The 21,896-nt window shown below is 60.7% G+C and carries 22 protein-coding genes; 5 read left to right on the forward strand and 17 right to left on the reverse strand.

Features of this window, described 5'->3' with window-relative positions; all coding sequences use genetic code 11:
• Positions 1-262: 262 nt before the first annotated feature.
• From ACSQ2W_RS23335 to ACSQ2W_RS23375, 9 genes are all read right to left on the reverse strand, one after another.
• Entirely contained in the window at positions 263-1,465 is a 1,203-nt protein-coding gene (locus ACSQ2W_RS23335; protein ID WP_436088523.1) for an NAD-dependent formate dehydrogenase, read from the reverse strand.
• A 434-nt stretch (positions 1,466-1,899) separates the two neighbouring features.
• Entirely contained in the window at positions 1,900-3,321 is a 1,422-nt protein-coding gene (locus tag ACSQ2W_RS23340; protein WP_436088524.1) for a mannitol dehydrogenase family protein, read from the reverse strand.
• 2 nt (positions 3,322-3,323) lie between these two features.
• Positions 3,324-4,520 (reverse strand): mannonate dehydratase, encoded by a 1,197-nt coding sequence (uxuA, locus tag ACSQ2W_RS23345; protein ID WP_436088525.1) that lies wholly within the window; start codon positions 4,518-4,520, stop codon positions 3,324-3,326.
• Between the two features lie 8 nt (positions 4,521-4,528).
• On the reverse strand, positions 4,529-5,572 hold the full coding sequence (locus ACSQ2W_RS23350) for an L-idonate 5-dehydrogenase (protein WP_436088526.1): 1,044 nt from the start codon (positions 5,570-5,572) through the stop codon (positions 4,529-4,531).
• 14 nt (positions 5,573-5,586) lie between these two features.
• Entirely contained in the window at positions 5,587-6,993 is a 1,407-nt protein-coding gene (locus ACSQ2W_RS23355) for a TRAP transporter large permease (RefSeq protein ID WP_436088527.1), read from the reverse strand.
• 3 nt (positions 6,994-6,996) lie between these two features.
• Entirely contained in the window at positions 6,997-7,569 is a 573-nt protein-coding gene (locus ACSQ2W_RS23360) for a TRAP transporter small permease (protein ID WP_436088528.1), read from the reverse strand.
• Positions 7,570-7,637: 68 nt separating this feature from the next.
• On the reverse strand, positions 7,638-8,612 hold the full coding sequence (locus ACSQ2W_RS23365; RefSeq protein WP_436088529.1) for a sialic acid TRAP transporter substrate-binding protein SiaP: 975 nt from the start codon (positions 8,610-8,612) through the stop codon (positions 7,638-7,640).
• A 40-nt stretch (positions 8,613-8,652) separates the two neighbouring features.
• Entirely contained in the window at positions 8,653-9,396 is a 744-nt protein-coding gene (locus ACSQ2W_RS23370; RefSeq protein WP_436088987.1) for a FadR/GntR family transcriptional regulator, read from the reverse strand.
• Positions 9,397-9,811: 415 nt separating this feature from the next.
• The gene (locus ACSQ2W_RS23375) at positions 9,812-10,240 is read right to left on the reverse strand and encodes a Fur family transcriptional regulator (protein ID WP_065774062.1); all 429 of its coding nucleotides are present in this window, start codon (positions 10,238-10,240) and stop codon (positions 9,812-9,814) included.
• 122 nt (positions 10,241-10,362) lie between these two features.
• Here ACSQ2W_RS23375 and ACSQ2W_RS23380 point away from each other — a divergent pair, with 122 nt between their 5' ends.
• The 4 genes from ACSQ2W_RS23380 to ACSQ2W_RS23395 are packed head-to-tail and all read left to right on the forward strand — an operon-like array spanning position 10,363 to position 13,902.
• Positions 10,363-11,265, forward strand: a complete 903-nt coding sequence (locus ACSQ2W_RS23380) for a metal ABC transporter substrate-binding protein (protein WP_436088530.1) — start codon at positions 10,363-10,365, stop codon at positions 11,263-11,265.
• Positions 11,262-12,197, forward strand: a complete 936-nt coding sequence (locus ACSQ2W_RS23385; protein ID WP_436088531.1) for a manganese/iron ABC transporter ATP-binding protein — start codon at positions 11,262-11,264, stop codon at positions 12,195-12,197. The genes ACSQ2W_RS23380 and ACSQ2W_RS23385 overlap by 4 nt, the downstream gene beginning before the upstream one ends.
• A complete protein-coding gene (locus tag ACSQ2W_RS23390; RefSeq protein ID WP_436088532.1) occupies positions 12,194-13,054 on the forward strand; it encodes a metal ABC transporter permease in 861 nt (286 codons plus the stop codon). Before ACSQ2W_RS23385 ends, ACSQ2W_RS23390 begins: the two co-directional genes overlap by 4 nt.
• A complete protein-coding gene (locus ACSQ2W_RS23395) occupies positions 13,051-13,902 on the forward strand; it encodes a metal ABC transporter permease (RefSeq protein WP_436088533.1) in 852 nt (283 codons plus the stop codon). Before ACSQ2W_RS23390 ends, ACSQ2W_RS23395 begins: the two co-directional genes overlap by 4 nt.
• 90 nt (positions 13,903-13,992) lie before the next feature.
• On the opposite strand, the gene ACSQ2W_RS23400 is transcribed toward ACSQ2W_RS23395, so the two are convergent.
• From ACSQ2W_RS23400 to ACSQ2W_RS23420, 5 genes are all read right to left on the reverse strand, one after another.
• Positions 13,993-15,021, reverse strand: a complete 1,029-nt coding sequence (locus tag ACSQ2W_RS23400) for an ABC transporter ATP-binding protein (protein ID WP_436088534.1) — start codon at positions 15,019-15,021, stop codon at positions 13,993-13,995.
• 9 nt (positions 15,022-15,030) lie between these two features.
• Positions 15,031-15,861 carry a carbohydrate ABC transporter permease gene (locus ACSQ2W_RS23405; RefSeq protein WP_436088535.1) on the reverse strand — a complete coding sequence of 277 codons (831 nt, stop codon included), beginning with the start codon at positions 15,859-15,861 and terminating at the stop codon, positions 15,031-15,033.
• Entirely contained in the window at positions 15,861-16,847 is a 987-nt protein-coding gene (locus ACSQ2W_RS23410) for a carbohydrate ABC transporter permease (RefSeq protein WP_436088536.1), read from the reverse strand. Before ACSQ2W_RS23410 ends, ACSQ2W_RS23405 begins: the two co-directional genes overlap by 1 nt.
• Positions 16,848-16,943: 96 nt before the next feature.
• Positions 16,944-18,203, reverse strand: a complete 1,260-nt coding sequence (locus tag ACSQ2W_RS23415; protein WP_436088537.1) for an ABC transporter substrate-binding protein — start codon at positions 18,201-18,203, stop codon at positions 16,944-16,946.
• 40 nt (positions 18,204-18,243) lie between these two features.
• Positions 18,244-18,537: a hypothetical protein gene (locus tag ACSQ2W_RS23420; protein WP_436088538.1), complete on the reverse strand. Its 294-nt coding sequence runs from the start codon at positions 18,535-18,537 to the stop codon at positions 18,244-18,246.
• A 20-nt stretch (positions 18,538-18,557) separates the two neighbouring features.
• On the opposite strand from ACSQ2W_RS23420, the gene ACSQ2W_RS23425 reads away from it, so the two are divergent.
• Positions 18,558-19,580 carry a LacI family DNA-binding transcriptional regulator gene (locus ACSQ2W_RS23425; protein ID WP_436088539.1) on the forward strand — a complete coding sequence of 341 codons (1,023 nt, stop codon included), beginning with the start codon at positions 18,558-18,560 and terminating at the stop codon, positions 19,578-19,580.
• Between the two features lie 189 nt (positions 19,581-19,769).
• Here the strand turns inward: ACSQ2W_RS23425 and ACSQ2W_RS23430 are convergent, their stop codons facing one another.
• From ACSQ2W_RS23430 to ACSQ2W_RS23440, 3 genes are all read right to left on the reverse strand, one after another.
• Complete coding sequence (locus ACSQ2W_RS23430; protein WP_436088540.1) at positions 19,770-20,417, reverse strand: hypothetical protein; 648 nt, start codon at positions 20,415-20,417, stop codon at positions 19,770-19,772.
• Between the two features lie 91 nt (positions 20,418-20,508).
• Positions 20,509-21,054, reverse strand: a complete 546-nt coding sequence (locus ACSQ2W_RS23435; protein WP_436088541.1) for a hypothetical protein — start codon at positions 21,052-21,054, stop codon at positions 20,509-20,511.
• 164 nt (positions 21,055-21,218) lie between these two features.
• Positions 21,219-21,860, reverse strand: coding sequence for a hypothetical protein (locus ACSQ2W_RS23440; RefSeq protein WP_436088542.1), 642 nt, complete (start codon positions 21,858-21,860; stop codon positions 21,219-21,221).
• Between the last annotated feature and the right edge of the window lie 36 nt (positions 21,861-21,896).

Raw genomic sequence — 21,896 nt, forward strand, 5'->3', positions numbered from 1 at the left:
CGAACAATTTTTGACATGGCGACGATTTAAACTGGATTCGCCATGTGGCGAGAGCGGTGCGAGCCAAAAGGTCGTTCCATGACATCCGCTGCGTTGCCGTTCATCTGTAAGATTCGACACTCTCACATGCCAGCCGTTTTTGCGATGAGGCTGGTTCAATCACTGGACTGCGGGTTGTCCATAGTCTGCCGCGCAGGCGGGCCGGAACATTGCGATCCTGCCTGCATCGGATCGAGGCATGCGGCACAAGAATCCAACCAGCTCACTTGTTCTTGAAGCGCGCTGCTTCCTCGGAGCCGCCCGTCGCGTTGCCGGCACTATAGGAATGGGCGCCGGTGCCCGCGAGTTTTCCACCGTCGACAATCAGGTATTCCTCGCGAATGGGCCGTCCTTCGAACCAGCATTCAAGAATTTCTCGTGTCCCCGCTGCGTAACGCGCCTGGGCGGACAAGGATGTTCCGGCAATGTGCGGCGTCATCCCATGATGGGGCATGGTGCGCCAGGGATGTTCTTTCGGTGCTGGTTGCGGAAACCAGACATCGCCCGCATACCCAGCCAACTGGCCGCTTTCCAATGCCCTGGCGACAGCATCGCGATCGCAAATCTTGCCGCGGGCAGTGTTCACCAGATAGGCACCGTGTTTCATCTGCGAGAGCATTTTTTCGTTGAACAGGTTTTCCGTCTCCGGATGAAGCGGACAGTTGATGGTCACGACATCGCAGACCTTGACCAGATCTTCGACAGTGGCATGCCACACGACGTCGAGCTCTTGTTCGACCGCTTTCGGAAGCCGGTGCCGATCATGATAGTGAAGATGCACGTCGAAGGGTTTGAGGCGGCGCAGCACGGCAAGGCCGATACGCCCGGCGGCGACCGTTCCGACATGCATTCCCTCGATGTCATAAGAACGGGCGGCACAATCGGCGATGTTCCACCCGCCCTTGACCACCCATTGATAGGACGGAATGTAGTTTCTCACCAACCCGAGGATCATCATCAGAACGTGTTCCGAGACGCTGATGGAATTGCAATACGTCACCTCCGCAACGGTCATGCCGCGGTCGATCGCAGCTTGGAGATCAACATGGTCCGATCCGATGCCCGCCGTGATCGCCAATTTGAGCTTCGGTGCCTTGGCCATACGTTCGGCAGTCAAATATGCGGGCCAGAAGGGTTGCGAAATCACGATTTCGGCGTCCTGCAGTTCCCTTTCGAAGACAGAGTTGGGCCCATCCTTGTCGGATGTGACGACCAGCGTGTGGCCAAGCGATTCAAGATATGGTCGCAGGCCGAGTTCACCCGAAACGCTTCCAAGCAATATGCCAGGTTGAAAGTCGATCGCCTTCGGTGTGGGGAGAGTCTGACCGCCTGGATAGTGATCCATCTTTGGCAGGCCGTCGCGTGCATAAGATGTCGGATATCCATCGACCGGATCGTCATAGAGAACACAAACTATTTTGGCCATGGTCGTTTTCCTTTCTGATGCTGGCAACAGAAAACGCCGCTGACAAGGCCCGAAGCAAAGTCAGTGGATATGGATCGTCATGGGTGAGCGAGACGTTCTCGGGCCGAGCCCGAGAGACTCCGGCTCTTTGTGTTCCCCGCCCCTGGATCGCCAGCTTTATGAAGCTGCTCTTGCGGGACATCGCAATTCTCTCACGTTAGGCCGATACGTACAAATCAAAGATTTGGAGGGCGACCGGCCAGTTGCCTCTGCTGTTGGAGATCTGGCCGGTGTCTTGTTGCCCGTCAACTTGGCAATGGCGGCGAACTGTAGGTCCTGCCGCTCGCTCATTCGGAGGCAGCGTGCGCTCAAATCGTCGGGCGCCGGAATGGACGATTTTTGCCAGCCGTAATTGCCGTTCGTCTTGATCTCTAGCTGCAGGCCCAAACGTCTGATTACACTCCGGGGTACACGCTTTCCATCCCCTTGAGTTCACGGTTCAGTCGGTTCCGCCAGGCTCTGTCTTCGACCAGTGCCGGAGGAAAGAGACCGGGGACGGCGAAAAAGGCGGACGGTGCGCCGGTGTCGATCGCTTCGGCGGCCGCCACATTCAGTTCGTGTCGGCGCGGGTCTTCTACATCCGGTGTTTGGAGCACATAGCTTATCCACAGTGCGGTGGCATAGGCGAACACGGCGCCGTCGCGCCCGGCTGCGAGATCGTCCACCGCTGCAGCAAATATCCTCTGTGGCAGTTTCTGGCTGCCATCCATGGCGATCTGACGGGTGCGGTGGGCAATCGTCGGGTTGGCGAAGCGTTGCATCAACTGCTCCTGGTAAGCCTCGAGGTCGATGCCCGGCACCGGGTCGAGCGTTCGAGCCGCTGCTTCCATGTATTGCCGGACCTTGCTCTGACAGTGCGGAACGGCCATGACGTCGCGAACATAGTCGAGACCCGCCAATTGACCGAGATAGGCGATCATCGAGTGGGCGCCGTTCAGCAGCCTGAGCTTCATCTTCTCATAGGGCTCAACATCCTTGACGAAAAGCGCACCGGCCGCCTCCCAGGCGGGGCGGCCCGCGGCGAAATGATCTTCGACCACCCATTGCATGAACGGTTCAGTGTCGAGCGCGAGCTTGTCGTCGGCGCCGAGCAATGCCGCTGTGCGCTCCCGCGTCTGCGCCGTGGCTGCCGGAACGATGCGGTCCACCATGCTCGAGGGGAAGGCTCCATGCTCGGATATCCAGCCGGCGAGCGTAGCGTCTCGTGCCGCCGCCATTTCGATCACAAGACGACGGACGACGCGGCCGTTGGTCGGCAGGTTATCGCAGCAAAGAACGGTAAAGGGCGGAAGACCGGCGGAGTGCCGCCGCGCCAGACCCTCGACTATCAAGCCGATCACACCGGTCGGCATGTCCGGGCAGAGGAGATCGGCTGCGATCGCCGGATGATGGCGGTCGAGGCCGCCGGTGACCGGATCGATGCCATAAGCCTTCTCGGTGACGGTGATCGACACGATGCGGATTGCGGGATCGGCCAGCCGAGCGAGCAGTACCTGGTGGTCCTCGATGGCAGACAGCCCACCAACGACCGAGCCGATGATCCTAACTTCGGCACCCGCGGCCCCGCGGCTCGCCACCGAAAACAGATGGTCCTGTGCCCTCAGGTCCCGTATCGCGTCGAGAGACCGCAGGCTGACACCGATAATACCCCAGTCACCGAAACACTCGGTCAAGGCACTGTCGGTATAGACGGCCTGGTGCGCCCGGTGAAACGCGCCGAAGCCGATATGCAGAATACCGGGTTTCAGAGCCCCGCGATCATAGCGTGGCGTGACAACAGCGGCGGGCAGTCGGGTCGAGGCGGACAAATGCTCCATGTTCAGCCTAATCCATAGGTCGCGTGCGACAAGGCGCGTTCGATACCGCGCAGTTCGGCAAGCCCCTTCAGGCGGCCAATCGCCGGATAGCCGGGCTGGGCGCCGCGTGTCAGATCGTCGAGAATCTCCTGCCCGTGGTCGGGGCGCATGGGAATCTGGTGGTCCGTCCGCCCCTCGGCGCGCCGCCGCTTTTCTTCCGAGAGGAACTCGGCAATCACCGCCACCATATCGGTGTCGCCCTCAAGATGTTCGTCCTCGTAGAACGAGCAGGGTGTCTCAAGCTCCTCGCGGCGGACGTTGCGAAGATGGATAAAGTGGATGCGAGGCGCGAACTGACGCACCATGGCCGGCAGGTCATTGGCTGCGCGGGCGCCAAGCGAGCCCGTGCAGAAGGTGACGCCGTTTGCAGTGCTGTCGATCTCACGCAGCATGAAGGCATAATCCTCGGCGCTCGACAGGATACGCGGCAGCCCGAGCAGCGCCCAGGGCGGATCGTCCGGATGGGCGCAGATATTGATGCCGACCTGCTCCGCCACCGGCGTCACTTCGGTCAGAAAATCGATAAGATTGCGCTGCAGCCTTTCCCTGTCGATTCCCGCGTAAGTCGCCAGATGCTCCCTGAGTTGCGGCAGGCTGTAACCGTCGGCAGATCCTGGCAAGCCCGCGCCAATATTGCGCGACAGGCCCCGTTTGCGCTCGTCGGTCATCTCGCGGAATCGCCGCTGCGCCTGCTCGCGCGTCCCTGCGTCATAATCCTTTGCGGCGCCTGCCCGCTCCAGGAGATGAAGGTCGAAGGCGACGAAATCGATCCGGTCGAAGCGCATGGCTTTTGCACCATGCCGCGCGGTCCAGCGCAGATCGGTGCGCGTCCAATCGAGAACCGGCATGAAATTGTAGCAGACCGTACGGATGCCGGCGACCGAGAGACGGCGCAGTGTTTCCTGCCAGCTGGCAATATGTTCGCGCCAGGGACCCGTTTGCGTCTTGATGCTTTCCGAGACGGGAATGCTTTCGACGACCTCCCATTCCAGGCCGCCGGCACGGACCTGATCCTGCCGCTTGGCGATCTCGTCCAACGGCCAGACGTCACCGGTCGGAATATGATGCAGCGCGCTGACGATGCCATGTGCACCGGCCTGGGCCGCATCCTGCACGCTCACCCGGTCCACCGGGCCGAACCAACGCCATGTATGTCGCATGTGAACTCCTAAGCCAGAAAGCTGAGCTGCACCTTGCAGCCAGCCGAGCGGTCGCCGGCCTGCTCGAAGGCCGCGACCGCCTGATCGATCGGGAATGTGTGGGAAATGACCGGCCGGACATCGATCCGGCGATCAGCGATGAGCTCGACTGCAAGGGCGAATTCGCTGTCGAACCTCTGTGATCCGATCAACCGCAATTCCTTGCCGACGAGGGCATTCAGCGGGAGCGTAATGTCACCTGTCACTCCGACCTGCACGATGAGGCCGCGCGGCTTGACCGTGGCGATTGCGCTGCGCAGGGCCGGTTCGGCGGCGGAGCATTCGAACACGACGTCGAAGTGACCCTTGTCCGCCTCGTATTCGGCAAGCAGCTGGGGGTCGCGGCGGACGTTGATGACGCGATCGGCTCTGCAGGCCAAGGCGCGCTCCAGCGCAGCATCGACAAGGTCGGTCACCACGATCGCGGCCGCACCAGCATGGCGGGCGGCCGCCACGACCAGTGCGCCGATCGGCCCCGCGCCGGTAACCAGCACCTGCTTGCCGGAGAGATCGCCGCCTTGCGCGACCGCATGAAGGCAGACCGCCAGCGGTTCGGCGCAGGCGGCTTCGCCGGCGCTGACCAGAGTGCCGGCAGGCAGGCACTGGATGGCTGGAACCACCAGCCAGTCGCGGAACATGCCTTGCGCATGGGGCAGGCGCATGGCGCTGCCCATGAACTGCATGTTCAGGCAATGAATCGCGAGGCCTTCCCGGCAGAGGCGGCAATTTCCGCAGGGCTGGCTCGGGTTGACCGCCACCAGGTCGCCAAGAGCAAGGCCGGAGACATTGCGACCAAGGACCGCGACGTGGCCCGAGGCCTCATGCCCTGGAATGATCGGCTCGCGCACGCGCACGGGGCCGAAGCCGCCATCCTGGTAATAGTGAAGGTCGGAGCCGCAAATGCCGCCTGCCGCCATTTTCAGCAGCACTTCCCCATCGCCCGGTTCGGTGACATCGGCCACTTCCACTCTCAAGTCGCGCTGGCCATAGAGCCGCGCGAGACGCGCCAGCATGACGGTTCTCCCCATTAGCGGATCAGCCCCACCTCAGTCGGCAGCCATAGCGTGATCGCCGGAACGAAGGTGATCATGATGAGCGCGATGAACAGCGGGACGAGCCAGGGCAGGATCGCCATTGTGGTCCGCTCGACCGACAGTTTGGCGACGCGCGACAGCACGAAGAGCACCATGCCAAGGGGTGGATGGAGCAGCCCGATCATCAGGTTCAGCGTCATGATCAGGCCGAAATGCACCGGATCGATGTCGAACTGGGTGACCAGCGGCAAAAGGATCGGGACCAATATGGTGATTGCGGCAATCGTGTCCAGGAAGCAGCCGACGAACAGCATCAGCAGGTTGACCAGGATGAGGAACACCCACTTGTTGTCGGTGATCGACAGGATCGCACCCGATAGCATCTGGGCGGCCTGGCTGACCGTCAGCAGCCACGCGAAGATGGAGGCGGCTGTGACGATGAACAGCACCGACGCTGTGGTTTCGATGGTGTCGAAGGTGGCTCGCGACAGTGTCGATAGCGTCATGGTGCGGTAGCGCACCAGCCCGAGGAACAGCGACCAGAGCACAGCGGCAACGGCAGCTTCCGTCGGCGTGAACCAACCCATCGTCATGCCGCCGATCAGGATGACCGGGGTCATCAGCGCCATGACGGCGGAGAAGTCGAAGTACCAGTCGACGGCAAGCAGCGCCGCAAGCGCGATGCCGACGGCGACGTTCATCGACAGGCCGGCCGACATCAGGAGGTAGATCAGGAGCGGCACGGAGAAGACCACCACGACCTCGAGCGATGCTGACAACAGGCGTTTCATCTCGAACGGCGTGTCCGAACCCCAGCCGCGCCGGTAGGCGAAGATCGCGACGGTCACCATCATCAAGACGGTCATGACCACCCCCGGCACGATGCCCGCCATGAACAGCGCGCCGATCGAAACATTGGCCATCATGCCATAGATGACAAAGGGCAGAGATGGAGGAAAGATCGGGCCAAGCGTGGCCGAGGCGGCGGTGACGCCGACGGCTGTCTCGACGGGATAGCCATGATCCTTCATCGCCTTGATCTCGATCGTGCCGATGCCAGCGGCGTCGGCGAGCGCCGTGCCCGACATGCCGGAAAAGATCACCGAGCCGATGATGTTGACTTGGGCAAGCCCGCCCTTCATCCAGCCGACCAAGGCGACTGCGAAGGAATAGATGCGGCCGGTGACGCCGGCGGAATTCATCAGGTTGCCGGCGAGAATGAAGAAGGGAACGGCGAGCAGCGGAAAACTCTCGACCCCGGCGATCATCCGCTGCGCGGCAATGATGTCGGGAGCGACATTGTAGAAGACGAGATAGAGAACCGAGGCTACGGCCATGGAGATGGCAACGGGCACGCCCACCACCATCAAGACGAGAAACGAACCGACGAGCAGAAGCATGGATCAATCCTCAACCTTCTGAAATTCTTCGGGCCTTTCGAGAACCGAATAACCGCGGCGCTGATTGGCGATGAAGACCTGGATGGAGCGAAAGAGCATCAGCACGAAGCCGGCCATCACGCTATAGAAGACGATATTGCGCGGCAGGTTGACGGTCACCATGCGCTCGTCGGCGACGATTGCCACATAGCGCCACATCAGCCAGCAGGCATAGGCGAAGAAGCCAATGCGCACGAGATCGACGAAGATCGCCAGTCCTCTGGCAAGGCGCCGCGGCAGGTAGTGATAGAGCACGTCGACCTGAATGTGGCGTGATACGCGAACGCACATGACAGAGCCCAGAAACACGACGCCGATCAGGCAATTGATCGCAATCTCCTCGGTCCAGGCATAGGAGTCGTTGAGGACGTAGCGGGTGAAGAACTGCAGGAAGACGCAGCCCGTCATCACCCAGAAGATGGCAAGCGTGGCCCAATCTTCGACGGCATAGTGCGAAACGTCGGCGACCGGCGCGGCTTCTTCGAAGGAATGGGCGATTTCCTCCGGTGTTATCAGCGTATGGACTTCTTGTTGCATGGGCGATCATCCGACGAAAAGAGGGGCGGAAATGCCGGCGGCTCTTGCGGGCAGCCGGCATCGATGGCTCACTTGACGGCGCGGATGGCCTCCCAGTCTGCCTTGTTGTAGCCGAAATCCTCGAGCGCGACCTTTTCCACGACGGTCTTTTCGAAATCGGCCTTGTCGACCTCGGTGACCTCAATGCCACGCTCCTTGAAGGTGGCGACCAGGCTCTTCTCACGCTCCTCGATGATCTTGGTGCTGCGCTCGGCGGCCTCCTGCATCACCTCGGTGAAGATCTGCTTGTCGGCATCGGCGAGCTGCGACCACAGGCTCTTCGACACCAGCGTGTTCAGATGATCGACGATATGGCCGGTGAGCACGATGTGCTTCTGTACCTCGTAGAACTTCTTCGCATCGATCGTGGTCAACGGGTTTTCCTGAGCCTCGACTGTCCCGTTCTGCAGTGCGAGATAGACCTCGGCAAAGGCGATCGGCGTCGTATTAGCGCCGCACGCGCGTGGCATGGCGAGATAGGCCGGCACGTCCGGGACGCGCATCTTCAAACCCTGCATGTCGGCGCATTTGCCGACAGGCCGGTTCGATGTCGTCTGACGCGTGCCATAATAGGTGACTGCGGTAATATGATTGCCGGAAGCGTCCTCATATCCCTTGGCCAGTCTCTTGAATACATCGCTCTTGGTGTAAGCGATGAGATGCGCGGGATCGCGAAACGTATAGGGGTAGTAGGTGACGCCGATCGGCGCATATTCGCGCGCAGCAAAGCTCGAGCCGGAGATGATGATATCGACCGTGCCAAGCTTGAGGCCCTGGTTGAGATCGGCTTCCTTGCCGAGTTGCGAGGCCGGGAAGACATCGATCTTGTAGCGGCCCTCGGTGCGTTTACCGATCTCTTCGGCCGCCCAGACGGATTCGGTGTGGAACGGCTCCGAGGTCTCGTAGACATGCGCCCATTTGAGCACGGTCTCGGCTTGCGCGGTGAGCGCCGAGGCCAGAACGGCCGCTGTCGCACCCAGCAACATTGTCAATCTGAACTTCATGTTTGTTCTCCTCCCAAGTTGAAGTCATTAGGTCCTGTGGCTAATTGCCCCCGACGCGCCTCCACGCGGCCGGTATCGCGCTGTCGGACGGTTCCTCCTCGAAACTTTTCGACAGACGAAGCTGAGATTGGTCGAGATGCGCGCGCATTGCGGCCCGCGCGGCGCTCGGATCGCCGGCGGCGATCGCGTCGCGAATGGCGCGATGCTCCTCCATCGCGGCTCGCCAGGTTTCGGTGTTTTCGAAATAGCTGGCGAGCTTCTCGAAATAAGGGGTCATGCGCATGTCGTGGATGCTGCCGATGAAACGGTTCAGCGTCGCATTGGCGATTATGCCGGAGACGATGACGTGAAAGTCGCGATCGAGCGCCAGAGCCAGGCGCCGATCCTCGAGTGCGGCTGCCATCTTCGTCAAGTTATCGTCCATCAGTGCGATATGCTCCGGCCGCGCCAGCCGGGCAGCCTCTTCGGCCACCGCGCATTCCACGACAGCCCGCGCCCTCAGCAATTCAAATGGCCCTTCGAAATCCTCCGGCGGCAGGTCAGCCGACGGCACCTTGCGTGCCGTTACATAGATGCCCGAGCCCATGCGGATATCGACAAAGCCCTCCACTTCCAAGACGATAAGCGCTTCCCGGACAGTCGGGCGGGATACGCCGAGCATCTGGGCCAGCTCGCGCTCGGCTGGAAGGCGAGAGCCGGGCGGCAGTTCGCCTCGTTCGATCAGGCTTCGCATCTGGTCCGCTACCTGGCGATAGAGGCGGCGCGATTCCACGGCAGAGAACATCATCTTCCTCGACAGTCCCGACGATGCTGACGCAAGAGGTCAGTTGGCCAGGTGGTCATACCAATATTCAGTACACTACTCGCCATTGAAAATAAGTCAACCGTCTGGCAGTTCGGAGGCGGTCTACCTCGTGCGCCCACAGAGTAATGGGCAGACCCCAGAGCCTTTGGTTTCTCTCGGCCAGGGCAAGTGAAAATCGCTCAGCCGTCCGGGATGGTGAGTTGGGATAATCGCAGTCCGAGCGCTGCGAAGCGCGTTGCAAATCCCAGGATCAGGAAATCAGGCACAACCTCTGCAAGCCCTGCCGCCGTCGCCACGGCCACTGGGAGGGTAGGGGATATCACTGCCGAGGATATGAAGTTTGAACGCCTGCTCGAACAGAAATCTTTGGCTGAAATGTTCGGACCGCTGTCTGTCAGTCCTTGCGCTTACGGCAGTAGAGTTCCAGTCTGTGGCGCACGAGGTCGTAGCCGAGTTCCGCGGCGATCTCCGCTTGCAATTGCTCGATCTTGTCGGAGCGGAATTCGATGACCGCACCCGTATCGATATCGATCAGGTGGTCGTGATGGGGCGCATCCGCGGTTTCGAAGCGGGCAGTGGCGCTCTCGAAGGCATGGCGATGCACGACCCCCTGCTGTTCGAGCGCGGAAAGCGTTCTGTAGACCGTCGAGAGCGAGACGGTAGCATCGATTTCTTTCGCACGGCGGTGCAATTCGCTTGCATCCGGGTGATCTTCGGCGGTGGCGAGAATCTTCAGGATTGCCGCGCGCTGACGTGTCACGCGCACACCACCGTCCCGCAGAACGCCTTCCAGTTCCTCGACACGATTCTTGTTCTGTTTCATGGATTCAACCCTAGCCAAGGGCGACGGCTTTGAAAATAGCTAGTTGCAAATGCTTCGCATGTGCATTGACTTATGCAAAGCATTCGCCTAGTTCTGTCGCCGACAACATCAGGGAGTATGGGATGATCGATCAGACGAGACGCGCGATTCTGGCAGCAGCAACGGCACTGGCAGCTTTCGCGGTCGTTCCTGCTGCCTGGGCGCAGGAGAAATTCAAGGCCGTCACCACCTTCACGGTGATTGCAGACATGGCAAAGAACGTTGCGGGTGACGCTGCAATCGTCGAATCGATCACCAAACCGGGTGCCGAGATCCACAACTATCAGCCGACACCGCGCGACATCCTGAAGGCGCATGATGCCAAGCTGGTCCTGTGGAACGGCCTCAACCTGGAACTCTGGTTTGAAAAGTTCTTCCAAAACTTTGACGATATGCCTGGTGCCGTCGTGTCCGAAGGTGTCGAGCCCATGGGCATTGCCGAAGGACCCTATAGCGGTAAGCCGAACCCCCATGCCTGGATGTCGCCCGCTGCCGCGCTGATTTATGTTGACAATATCCGCGACGCCTTTGTGAAGCATGACCCGGCCAATGCCGAGACCTACAAAGCCAACGCCGAGGCCTACAAGAGGAGGATCGAAGCGACGATCGAGCCTATCCGTGCCGAGATCGGCAAGATCCCCGAGGAAAAGCGCTGGCTGGTATCGAGCGAGGGTGCCTTCAGCTATCTTACGCGCGACTTCGGCCTGAAGGAACTTTATCTTTGGCCGATCAACGCCGACCAGCAGGGCACGCCGCAACAGGTGCGCAAGGTGATCGACGCCGTTCGCGCCAACAATATCCCTGTCGTCTTCTCTGAAAGCACGATCTCTCCCGATCCGGCCCAGCAGGTCGCGCGCGAGACGGGGGCAAAATATGGCGGCGTACTCTATGTCGACTCGCTCAGCGAGGCGGACGGTCCGGTCCCGACCTATATCGATCTTTTGCGCGTCACATCCGAAACCATCGCGAAAGGCCTTTCGCAATGAACCTTCAGGTCAAGGCTCGGCCCAGCAAAGCGCCGGCGTCAGGTGACGCGGGCGGGGGTATCCGTGCCGCCGGCGTCACTGTCACTTATCGCAACGGCCACCGGGCGCTGCACGATGCGTCGTTCGAAATCCCGACGGGGACCATCACGGCGCTGGTCGGCGTCAATGGCAGTGGCAAGTCGACCCTGTTCAAGGCGATCATGGGTTTTGCCCGGCTGGCACGCGGAGAGATTTCCATCCTCGGCCTTTCGGGGCCGGAAGCACTGAAGAAAAACCTCGTCGCCTATGTACCGCAGGCCGAAGAGGTCGACTGGAACTTCCCGGTTCTTGTCGAGGACGTGGTGATGATGGGCCGTTACGGCCACATGAACATGCTGCGTATCCCCAAGAAGGGCGATCATGAGGCTGTCGAAGCCGCGCTTGCCCGTGTCGGCATGAGTGATTTCCGCACCCGGCAGATCGGCGAGCTTTCGGGTGGCCAGAAGAAGCGCGTCTTCCTTGCCCGTGCGCTTGCGCAGGACGGCCGCGTCATCCTGCTCGACGAACCCTTCACCGGCGTCGACGTCAAGACCGAGGACGCGATCATCCGCCTCCTGCTCGGGCTACGCGACGAAGGCCGGGTCATGCTGGTCTCCACCCACAACCTCGGCAGCGTGCCGGAATTCTGCGATCGCACCGTGCTTCTGAAAAACACCGTGCTCGCTTACGGCCTGACCGACACCACCTTCACGCGCGAGAATCTCGAACTCGCCTTCGGTGGCGTCCTTCGCCATTTCGTGCTCGGTGGCGAAAACCTGCACGACGACGCCGATCCGCGCCAGCTTTCCGTCATCAGCGACGACGAGCGGCCGCTGGTCATGTACGGTGCAAAGGGCCACATGGTATCGCAGCCGGCCAAGCCTGAGACCGATCCTGAGGCGGACGGCAAATGATCGCTTCGCTTTGGGAGCCCTTCACCTACGGCTATATGGTGAACGCCATGTGGGTGAGCGCTCTGGTCGGCGCCGTCTGCGCCTTCCTGTCGTCATACCTGATGCTGAAAGGCTGGTCGCTGATCGGCGACGCGCTCTCGCACGCGATCGTTCCGGGCGTCGCTGGCGCCTATATGCTCGGCCTTCCCTTTTCGCTCGGCGCTTTCTTTTCCGGCACGCTCGCTGCCGGCGCGATGCTCTTCCTCAACCAGCGCACCCGACTGAAAGAGGACGCCATCATCGGATTGATCTTTACCTCCTTCTTCGGCCTTGGTCTCTTCATGGTGTCGTTGTCGCCGACTTCGGTGAACATCCAGACCATAGTGCTCGGCAATATCCTCGCCATCACGCCCGCCGACACGCTGCAACTGGCCATCATCGGCATTGTCTCGCTCGTCGTGCTCACGGCCAAATGGAAGGATCTGATGGTCACCTTCTTCGACGAGACCCATGCGCGCTCCATCGGGATCCGAACGTCTTTTCTGAAGGTGCTTTTCTTCACCCTGCTTTCGGCCTGTACCGTCGCAGCTCTCCAGACCGTCGGTGCCTTTCTCGTCATCGCCATGGTCGTCACCCCGGGCGCGACCGCCTATCTGCTTACCGACCGGTTTCCCCGGCTGATCACGATTAGCGTGGCGATCGGTGCGCTGACAAGCTTCTTCGGCGCCTATTTCAGCTATTTCCTTGACGGCGCCACCGGCGGCATCATCATCGTGCTGCAAACACTGATCTTCCTCTTAGCCTTCTTGCTTGCCCCAAAGCACGGCCTGCTTGCCGCCCGCAGGCGCAGTGCCGAAGCGCTGGAGGTCGCCCAATGATCTCGCTCGACATGCTGCTTGCCGTCTTCGAATTCGAGTTCATGCGCAACGCGCTTCTGATCTCCGTGCTGGTGGCGATCCCGACGGCGATGCTCTCCTGCTTTCTCGTGCTGAAGGGCTGGTCGCTGATGGGCGACGCGATCTCGCATGCGGTCTTTCCTGGTATCGTCATCTCCTACATCGTCGGCCTGCCGCTTGCCGTTGGCGCCTTTGCCGCCGGCATGTCCTGCGCGCTCCTGACGGGCTACCTCAAGGAAAACAGCCGCATCAAGCAGGATACGGTGATGGGCGTGGTCTTCTCCGGCATGTTCGGCTTCGGACTGGTGCTCTACACCAAGATCCAGAGCGACGTGCACCTCGATCACATCCTCTTCGGCGACATGCTTGGTATCGGCTGGCCGGATATCATTGAGACCGGCCTGATTGCGTTCCTGGCGGCCGGCATCCTTGCGGTCAAATGGCGCGATTTCCTGCTGCATGCGTTCGATCCCGCCCATGCAAAGGCCGTCGGCCTGCGTGTCAACTGGCTGCACTACGGGCTGCTTGCCATCCTGTCGCTCACGATCGTCGGGGCCTTGAAAGCCGTCGGACTGATTCTCGCCATCGCGATGCTGATCGCGCCCGGCGCCATTGCCTTCCTGATCACCCGCACCATGGGCGGCATGTTGATCGCCGCCGTCCTGGTTGCGGTGGTCGCCGCTTTCTCCGGTGTCTACGTCTCATTCTTCATCGACAGCGCGCCGGCTCCGACGATTGTGCTGCTTATGACTGCGATGTTCGTCGTCGCCTTCGCATGGTCGTCCTGGCGAACGGCACGGATGGAGGCACAGCGGACGATCGTCGAGTGAGCTCCACTCCGACAGCATGCGCAGACATCAGTAACCGACTTTGCGGGCCTGTTGCCCCTATTGCCCGCGCCCGATAGAAATGTGCGGTGCCTAGGCGGCACCACGCATTTTTGCGGTGGCCATGGCATGGCCCGCCGCGTCGAAGCGGTGAACGCGCCCTTCGATCGGCGCGATTTGCAGTCTTTGACCGGGTTGATGCCCCGAGACACCGTTTTCCCGAACGATCACCGGCTCGGACGATCCAACGTCGAGATAGACGTAGCTGTCGGAACCGAGGATTTCCGAATGAACCACCGTTCCAGCCCATAGTCCCTCGTGAGGCATGATGTCGATATGCTCGGCACGGATGCCGATCGTATGGGCACCATAGGGCCGCGAGAAATCACCGGAGAGGAAGTTCATTTTCGGCGACCCGATGAAGCCGGCGACGAAGAGCGAATTGGGGCTCTCGTAGAGTTCCAAAGGCGTGCCGATCTGCTCGACGAGCCCGTCTCTCAGGACGCAGATGCGATCCGCGAGCGTCATCGCCTCGACCTGATCGTGGGTGACGTAGATCATGGTGGTCTTGTGCATGCTGCGATGGAGCTTGGCGATCTCCAGGCGCGTTGCCACGCGCAACGCCGCATCGAGGTTCGACAGCGGCTCGTCGAACAGGAAGACCGTCGGATCGCGCACGATGGCCCGGCCGATCGCCACGCGCTGGCGTTGGCCGCCCGAAAGCTGCCGCGGCAAGCGCTCAAGATAAGGCGTGAGTTGCAGCATCTCGGCGGCTGCATGCACGCGCTGCTTGCATTGCGCCTTGTCTCGGCCGGCGAGCTGCATGCCGAAGGCCATGTTCTCGTAGACCGTCATATGCGGATAAAGCGCATAGGACTGGAACACCATGGCGATGCCGCGCTTGGGAGGCGTGAGTTGATTGACGACCTGTCCGTCGAACAAAAGGGTGCCCGAGGTGATTTCTTCCAGGCCTGAGATGAGCCGAAGCAAGGTGGACTTACCGCAGCCGGAAGGTCCGACGAATACCATGAACTCACCCGACCTGATGTCCATGCTGACGCCCTTGATGACCTCGTAGGCGCCAAAGGACTTGCGGATATCCCGCAGTTGAATCTCTGCCATTTTCTTCTCCTATCCTTTGACGCCGCCGGCGGTGAGGCCGGATATGATCCGCCGCTGAAAGATCAGCACGAGGATCACCAGGGGAACTGTGACGATCACGGACGCCGCCATGATGCTGCCCCAGGGAATTTCAAACTGACTGCCACCCGACAGCAGGGCGATGGCTACGGGGACCGTGCGCTGGGTATCCGATGACGTGAATGTCAGGGCAAATAGGAACTCGTTCCAGGCGGCGATAAAGGCAAGCAGCCCTGTCGTCACGAGTGCCGGCCACATCAGCGGCATGAACACCCGCGTGATAATCACCCAGGGAGAGGCGCCGTCGACGATGGCCGCTTCCTCGATCTCGATCGGCAGGTCCCGCATGAAGGTGGTCAGCACCCACACCGTGAAGGGCAGCGTGAAGATCATGTAGGAGAAGATCAGCGCAAATGGCGTATTGAAGATGCCGATCCAGCGGATCAGCTCGAACAGCCCGGCGAGCACCGCGATATGCGGAAACATCGAGACCGCCAGGATGGTAAGGAGCAGCAGGGATCGCCCACGAAACCGCACACGCGCCAGCGCAAAGGATGCCGTGACTGCGAGCAGCAGCGAAAGAGCCACCACCAGTCCGGCGATCATCAGCGAATTGCCGAGATTCCTCACGAAGCTGCCGCTGGACAGGACGCCGGTATAGTTTGCCAGGGAAAGGGATGTTGGCCAGTAGTCCACCTGGAACAAGGCCGTCCCGGATTTGAAGCTCGTCAGGATCGCGTAGTAGAAGGGGAACACTGCGATGACGATGATCGTGGCGACGAGGGCATAGAACGCCGTGCGCTTTGCAAGTGTGGCAACCATCAACGCTCTCCTCCGTCCAGGTTGACGCGGCCGAACCACATGTAGAGGACCGTGATCGTTGCGATGATCAGGAACAGCATGGTCGAAGCCGCCGCTCCATAGGCGAATTTGTCGAATTCGAAGAGGTTTTCGCGGGCAAGCACCGACATGGTCCGCGTCTGCGCGTTGTTGGGCGTCAGCACATAGATGAGATCGAAGATACGCAGCGAGTCGAGCATGCGGAAGATGACGGCGACCATCAGCGCCGGACGGATCAAGGGCAAGGTCAGGCGCCAGAAAACCCGCACCGGATGGATACCGTCGATTCGTGCAGCCTCATAGATATCGCCGGGAACCATCTGCAGGCCCGCGAGGATCAACAGCGCCATGAATGGCGTGGTCTTCCAGACATCGACAACCAGCACCGCGAACATTGCCGTGTCCGGACTGGCGGTCCAGGCGATCTTCTGGCTGATTAGGCCGAGGCCAAGGAAAATATCGTTCAAGATGCCAAATTGATCATTCAGCATCCAGGCCCACATCTTGGCCGAAACGATGGTGGGAATGGCCCAGGGGATGAGAATGGCGGCGCGGACAAGGCCGCGACCGGGAAACTCTGCATTCAGTACAAGCGCCACCATCAGCCCGAGCGCGGTTTCGATGCTGACCGAGATCAACGTGAACTTCAGGGTATTCCAGACAGAGCGCCACCAGGCCGGATCGGCGAGAAGACCGCTAAAGATGGTGCGGCCGCTCTTCAGTGTTACCCACGACAGGTAGTTCTTGAGGCCGACGAACTCCGCGCCGGACAAATTGGTCAGCGACGCGTCGGTGAAGCTGAAATAGACGGTTCTGACAAGTGGCCAGCCCGCGACGACGGCGAGCACGAACAGGGTCGGCGCCAGGAATACCCATGCCGAGCGGATGCGCTGCGCCTGCAGGTCGGAACCGATCCGGCTGCGTGCCACCTGCACGGCCGGGGACGTTTCAAGGGAAAGTTCGGTCATGATGATTGCCCACCGGTTGTCATCCGGCGAGGGCCGGAAGCATCGATCTTGCGAAGACGGCAGCCGCAAGCGGCTACCGTCCGTGGCTGAATGCGATTACCAGGTGTCGCCCTTGAGTTCGGTCAGCTCGACTTCGAGCAGTTCTAGGTTCTCGGCAGCCGAACCATTTCCGGAAAGTGTGTTGTGCACCGCGCCCCAGAATTTCGAAGAGACCTCGTTGTACTTGACCTTTGCCACCGCCGACGGACGCGGTACGGCATTCTGAAAAATCGGCTTCCAACTCGCCATGAACGGTTGGCTCGCGACTATGTCGGTGTCGTCATAAAGCGCCGAAAGGGTCGGCAGGTTGGAAAGCTCCACCGCGCGCTTCTTTTGCACTTCCTTCGAGGCAAGGAACTTCACCAGCTCGATTGCGACTTCCTGCTCATCGGAATATTTCGAGACGGCAAGATTCCAGCCGCCAAGTGCCGACGATGGCTGATCGCCGTCGGCTGCGACCGGAAGTGGCATGACGTCGAATTTGCCCTTGATCGCGCTGTCGTCTCCGTTGCCGAGCGCATAGGCATAGGGCCAGTTGCGCATGAAGGCCGCCTTGCCGGTTTGCCAGACGCCACGTGCTTCTTCCTCCTGGTAGGCGAGCACGCCTTCCGGCGCAATCGTGCCGATCCAGCCCTTTGCCCGGTCGATGGCGGCGGCTGCCTTTTCATTGTTGACCGAAATCGTTCCGTCCGGCTCGACGATCTGTCCGCCGCCCGACGATTTGATCCATTCGAGCGCATTGCAGGTCAGGCCCTCATAGGCATTGGCCTGAAACACGAAGCCCCAGAAGTCCGACTGCCCGGCGGCGCGTTCCTTTTCCTGGATTTCCTTTGCCGTCGCTTCCAACTCGTTCCACGTCTTGGGCGGCTGCTTGCCGTATTTTTCCAGAAGGTCCTTGCGGTAGAACATGGCGGGCGCGTCGGTGAACATCGGCAAGGCGACAAGCTTGCCGTTGACTGTCTGCGAGGCGATGATCGATGGGAAAAACTCGGCCGTCATATCCTTGGTGGCGTCTGTCAGATCGACAAACTGATCGGCAAGCTGAGGCGCCCAGATGACATCGGTCTGGTAGACATCGACATCCGTGTTTCCGGCTGCGAGCCACAAACGGTATTGCCCGAACTGCTCGCTGCTCGAGGCGGGCATCGTCACGAGATTGACCTTGTTACCCGTCTTTGTCTCGAACTCGACAAGTCGTTCGCGCAGGAATTCCGCATTCTTGCCGGTCGAGTTTGCCGCGATCGACAGGTCTGCGGCAGACGCATCGCCCATGATCGCACCCAGTATTGCAGCGGTCGCAAGAAGTTTCATTGTCATCGGCTCCTCCCAGGCCTCCAAGCGCCCGCTGAAACCGGGATCAGCAAATCGAAAGCGCTTTGGTAGAAGAAAAACTGTCAGAAACGGGAAAGCGAGTCAAGGTCACAACGAATGCCTGCGCCATTAATTCAAGTGTCGGCAATAAGACATGATTATATTCAATAAGATAGCTTGAACCTGGCGGTTTCCATCCGTTTCTCACGCGAGGGGCGAAGCGTTTGATTTGAATAACGATTTGAAAACGTTTTAATTTAATCGATGCTGGAGAACGCGATCTCCCCGCGAGATGGATTGCTGGTAGTGGGGTGGTCGAGCTATAGCTATTAATCAGCATGCGAAACCGCGTCGGACCATATGAAACTCAAAGACTTTGCCAAGCATCTCGACCTCTCGCCGACCACGGTAAGCCGAGCCCTGAGCGGTTATCCGGAAGTGCGCGAAAGCACCCGCAAGCGCGTTACCGACGCGGCGATACGCCTCGGCTACCGGCCGAACATCAACGCTGTTCGCCTCGTAACCGGACGTGTGGGTGCTATCGGCATATTGATGGAGAAGGGGCGGGAAGGTAATTTCGCTGAATTCCTCAGCGGAATGGGCGAGCGCCTTGGGGGCGAGGATATCGACATTCTCGTCAGCCCGATAGTCGAACACGACGCCAAAGATGAGATGCAACTCTTTAGCCGGCTCGTGGGAAGCCGGCGGGTCGACGCCATCATCGTCAATGCGCCGAGACCCCATGACGAGCGCATCGCCCTGCTCCAAAAACTCGGCATGCCGTTTCTGGTTCATGGCCGGTCCGAAACGGATGTACCCTATGCCTGGCTTGATATCGACAACGAAGGCGTGAGCAAGCGCGCCACCGCGCAGCTGCTCGATCTTGGGCACAGGCGGATCGCGATGATCAATGGCCGCCCGGGCGTCACGTTTTCCATGCATCGCGATAAGGGGTATCGTGACGCGCTTGTCGAGCGCGGCGTGCCGTTCGATCCGCGCCTGGTCGCCCACGGGAGTTTTACCGACGAGGTCGGCTTCCGGTTGGCGCGGTCCTTCCTGGAACAATCACCGCGCCCGACAGCTCTCGTCGCAGGCTCGATGATGACCGCGCTCGGCGTCTATCGGGCCGCCCGATCTCTCAACCTTGTCGTCGGCAAGGATATTTCGGTCATCGCCCACGACGACGTCTTCCCTTATCTGAACGCCGACAACATGGCTCCGTCGCTGTCGACGACGCGGTCATCCATGCGCGCTGCCGGTACGCGCTCGGCGGAACTGGTCCTGCAGCTCCTTGCAGGCAAGTCTCTGACGGAAATCCACGAACTTTGGCCCGTTGAATTGATCCTACGGGAGTCGACTGGTCCGGTCACTGCACCTTCCTAAGGCATGACGGCATGGCTGGCATCGGCTACCGAGGGACCCCGATTGACGCGGGTCAAGACACGATTGCCGGATCGTTGCATTGTTGTGGCCATCGAATGCGAGGCAATGATCAACAATGCCGCGTGTGCCGGATGTGCGAACTGTCCATGACAGCGTTCGGATCGCTTGGAGCGTCAGCGAGCAGCATTCTCAATGAGTGATGGCCATCACGAGCCAGTCGTCGTCGCTGAGTGCTGCCAACATCGCGCGCGCATCGTTTAATGCATTGCTTTCGTGGAGCAGGTTCCACGCTGCCAGTGCCGCTTCGTCGGCGTGCGAAGGCGGGCCGAGGGCAAGCCGGTTGAGTCGCGTGCTCAGCGTTCGCGCCGTCCGCCCGGGCGTCCAGCTGCCGGTGTGCCGGAACCCTCCCTGTTCCAGCTGAAGGGCAGAACCGGCATAGCCTTGCAGCATTGCCTCGATCGGCTGCCCGCGGATCAGGACGTCGATCTCATCGGCCGCCCAGCCGAACGCCGGCAGTTGGGTCGCTAGCTGATAGTGGTTCGTATCGCTGCTGGCGCTCAATGTCGGCAGGGGGACGAAGCCCTCGGCGAGCACCACCAAGGCGGCGAGCCCCGGGCTGATGAATTGCGGCTGCAGCCAGGACGGCGCGGCGCCGTCGGGGCCGAGATAAAAGGCGGCATGAATATCTTCGCGCTCCGCCAGTGCCGCATACCGGGCAAGCGCCATGTCCGAAAGCCTTTCCCGGTCACCGGTCTCCCATGCCGCCAACAGGTCTGCAATCTCTCGCTCGAAGGCTGGCGTGACGGCACAGCGAAAGGCGTGGTGAAGCACTGCCATGTCGAATTCTCCCGCGAAAAGCCGCCGGACATGAAGGCCCGGCGGTGAAAGCTATTGCGTCCGTGACTCTAGGGCCTTGTCGAAGAACCGTCTATTGGGCGCGGCAATTGGGCAGTATTCCGTTGATGACGGTAACGCCGGAGTTGACTGTGGTTGCGAGGCTCAGGAACCCGGCGGCAGCCACCCTGCTAGCCGGATTATTGGTGACCGCGTTGGTGATTTCAGGCCTTGCGATGCTCCAATGGCCGGGCGGATTGTTGTCGAACCCGATCATCCAGGGGAAAGGCCTCGGCTGATCGGCTGGGTTGGCGTTGACGGGAATGTTTGCGTTGCCGACAGCGGCCTGGGCCCCCGGTTGCGGATCGACAAGGTCACCGAGGTCGACCTTGACGAAGCATTGAGCCGCCGGCATTGCGGCGCGCGCCGCATCATCGTCTTGATAGTAGAAGAACGACAGGGTGGGCGGGTCGCCGCTGACGCCGAAGTTTGCCGCCGTCCAAACGACTGTTCCCGTCATGGCATCGGCCGTTACCCGGCGATAGACGGAATAGGCATGCGCGGGGCTTATCGCGCCGAGCGACACCAAGACGGTAAGCATCGCCGCAAGGACGCGGCAGCGTAGTTTGGTAATGTGCATAACGGCTTTCCTTTTCGCTATAGGGAGGGACGAACGTTCCCCGCGGCATGCGAGGAGCGCTGACCGGAGGCGCATGCCGCCGGACCTGGTATGGCGGCGGGCGAAATCGCGCCGTCCGCGTGTTCTCTGGAGTGGTTAGGGGCGTGCGCAGATCGCCCCGGCGTTTAGCCGAAAGGCGGGTCGCCGTACGGCGCTGCTGCCTGCTGCAGAATGTTCTCTGGTGTCAACTCGACGCGTTGCGAGGGCGAGTTTGTACTGAAGTCGACGACCTGGATGTTGGTCAGCGCTTCCACGTCGATCGTCTCGCCGGTGCTATAGCTGCCGAAAACAACCCAGCACCGATGGCGATGCGGAATGAATGCGCTCAAGATATTGGCATTGAAACCAACGGTGTAGATCGGCGATTTGCCGATTGCGATGCCAAGGTGAATCGGAAAATCGAAGTTGGCGCTGAGCTGGCGGATGGTCAGCGCGCCCCGCGAACCGCCAGTACGCAGGTTCTGGAATGTCGGCGCTCCGAAGCTGTCTGCGGTGAAGTCGATAAGGTTTTCCCGATCGGGGTCGGCGGCGACATACTGGTAGGCCGTAAAGGACGTCCGTCCCGCAAATACCCCGCGTTCGCCCCAGATGAAGCCGACTTCCGTGGACCATGAGAAGCGCACCTGGGTGCCCGGCGCCGCCGGTCGGGCGAGCCAGGCCAGGCTGGTCAACCCCGACGGCCGTGGCAGCTGAGGGGGGACCTGGTAGAGCGCGAAACTGCCATGCAGGTTTGAGTTGTTGACGCAGGTGAGTTTGTACTCCGGCATTGCCGTCTCCTGTGGTTTTGGGAGAAGGGGGACGGC

Origin of the sequence: Pararhizobium sp. LjRoot255 (assembly GCF_964252905.1) — a bacterium.
In the GTDB taxonomy this organism is placed as follows: Bacteria; Pseudomonadota; Alphaproteobacteria; order Rhizobiales; family Rhizobiaceae; genus Pararhizobium.

Bases quoted from the DNA above. Each gene is read 5' to 3' on its own strand.
- ACSQ2W_RS23335 (WP_436088523.1), bottom strand. From the start codon at position 1,465: ATGGCCAAAATAGTTTGTGTTCTCTATGACGATCCGGTCGATGGATAT.
- ACSQ2W_RS23340 (WP_436088524.1), bottom strand. From the start codon at position 3,321: ATGGAGCATTTGTCCGCCTCGACCCGACTGCCCGCCGCTGTTGTCACG.
- uxuA (WP_436088525.1), bottom strand. From the start codon at position 4,520: ATGCGACATACATGGCGTTGGTTCGGCCCGGTGGACCGGGTGAGCGTG.
- ACSQ2W_RS23350 (WP_436088526.1), bottom strand. From the start codon at position 5,572: ATGCTGGCGCGTCTCGCGCGGCTCTATGGCCAGCGCGACTTGAGAGTG.
- ACSQ2W_RS23355 (WP_436088527.1), bottom strand. From the start codon at position 6,993: ATGCTTCTGCTCGTCGGTTCGTTTCTCGTCTTGATGGTGGTGGGCGTG.
- ACSQ2W_RS23360 (WP_436088528.1), bottom strand. From the start codon at position 7,569: ATGCAACAAGAAGTCCATACGCTGATAACACCGGAGGAAATCGCCCAT.
- ACSQ2W_RS23365 (WP_436088529.1), bottom strand. From the start codon at position 8,612: ATGAAGTTCAGATTGACAATGTTGCTGGGTGCGACAGCGGCCGTTCTG.
- ACSQ2W_RS23370 (WP_436088987.1), bottom strand. From the start codon at position 9,396: ATGTTCTCTGCCGTGGAATCGCGCCGCCTCTATCGCCAGGTAGCGGAC.
- ACSQ2W_RS23375 (WP_065774062.1), bottom strand. From the start codon at position 10,240: ATGAAACAGAACAAGAATCGTGTCGAGGAACTGGAAGGCGTTCTGCGG.
- ACSQ2W_RS23380 (WP_436088530.1), top strand. From the start codon at position 10,363: ATGATCGATCAGACGAGACGCGCGATTCTGGCAGCAGCAACGGCACTG.
- ACSQ2W_RS23385 (WP_436088531.1), top strand. From the start codon at position 11,262: ATGAACCTTCAGGTCAAGGCTCGGCCCAGCAAAGCGCCGGCGTCAGGT.
- ACSQ2W_RS23390 (WP_436088532.1), top strand. From the start codon at position 12,194: ATGATCGCTTCGCTTTGGGAGCCCTTCACCTACGGCTATATGGTGAAC.
- ACSQ2W_RS23395 (WP_436088533.1), top strand. From the start codon at position 13,051: ATGATCTCGCTCGACATGCTGCTTGCCGTCTTCGAATTCGAGTTCATG.
- ACSQ2W_RS23400 (WP_436088534.1), bottom strand. From the start codon at position 15,021: ATGGCAGAGATTCAACTGCGGGATATCCGCAAGTCCTTTGGCGCCTAC.
- ACSQ2W_RS23405 (WP_436088535.1), bottom strand. From the start codon at position 15,861: ATGGTTGCCACACTTGCAAAGCGCACGGCGTTCTATGCCCTCGTCGCC.
- ACSQ2W_RS23410 (WP_436088536.1), bottom strand. From the start codon at position 16,847: ATGACCGAACTTTCCCTTGAAACGTCCCCGGCCGTGCAGGTGGCACGC.
- ACSQ2W_RS23415 (WP_436088537.1), bottom strand. From the start codon at position 18,203: ATGACAATGAAACTTCTTGCGACCGCTGCAATACTGGGTGCGATCATG.
- ACSQ2W_RS23420 (WP_436088538.1), bottom strand. From the start codon at position 18,537: ATGCTGATTAATAGCTATAGCTCGACCACCCCACTACCAGCAATCCAT.
- ACSQ2W_RS23425 (WP_436088539.1), top strand. From the start codon at position 18,558: ATGAAACTCAAAGACTTTGCCAAGCATCTCGACCTCTCGCCGACCACG.
- ACSQ2W_RS23430 (WP_436088540.1), bottom strand. From the start codon at position 20,417: ATGGCAGTGCTTCACCACGCCTTTCGCTGTGCCGTCACGCCAGCCTTC.
- ACSQ2W_RS23435 (WP_436088541.1), bottom strand. From the start codon at position 21,054: ATGCACATTACCAAACTACGCTGCCGCGTCCTTGCGGCGATGCTTACC.
- ACSQ2W_RS23440 (WP_436088542.1), bottom strand. From the start codon at position 21,860: ATGCCGGAGTACAAACTCACCTGCGTCAACAACTCAAACCTGCATGGC.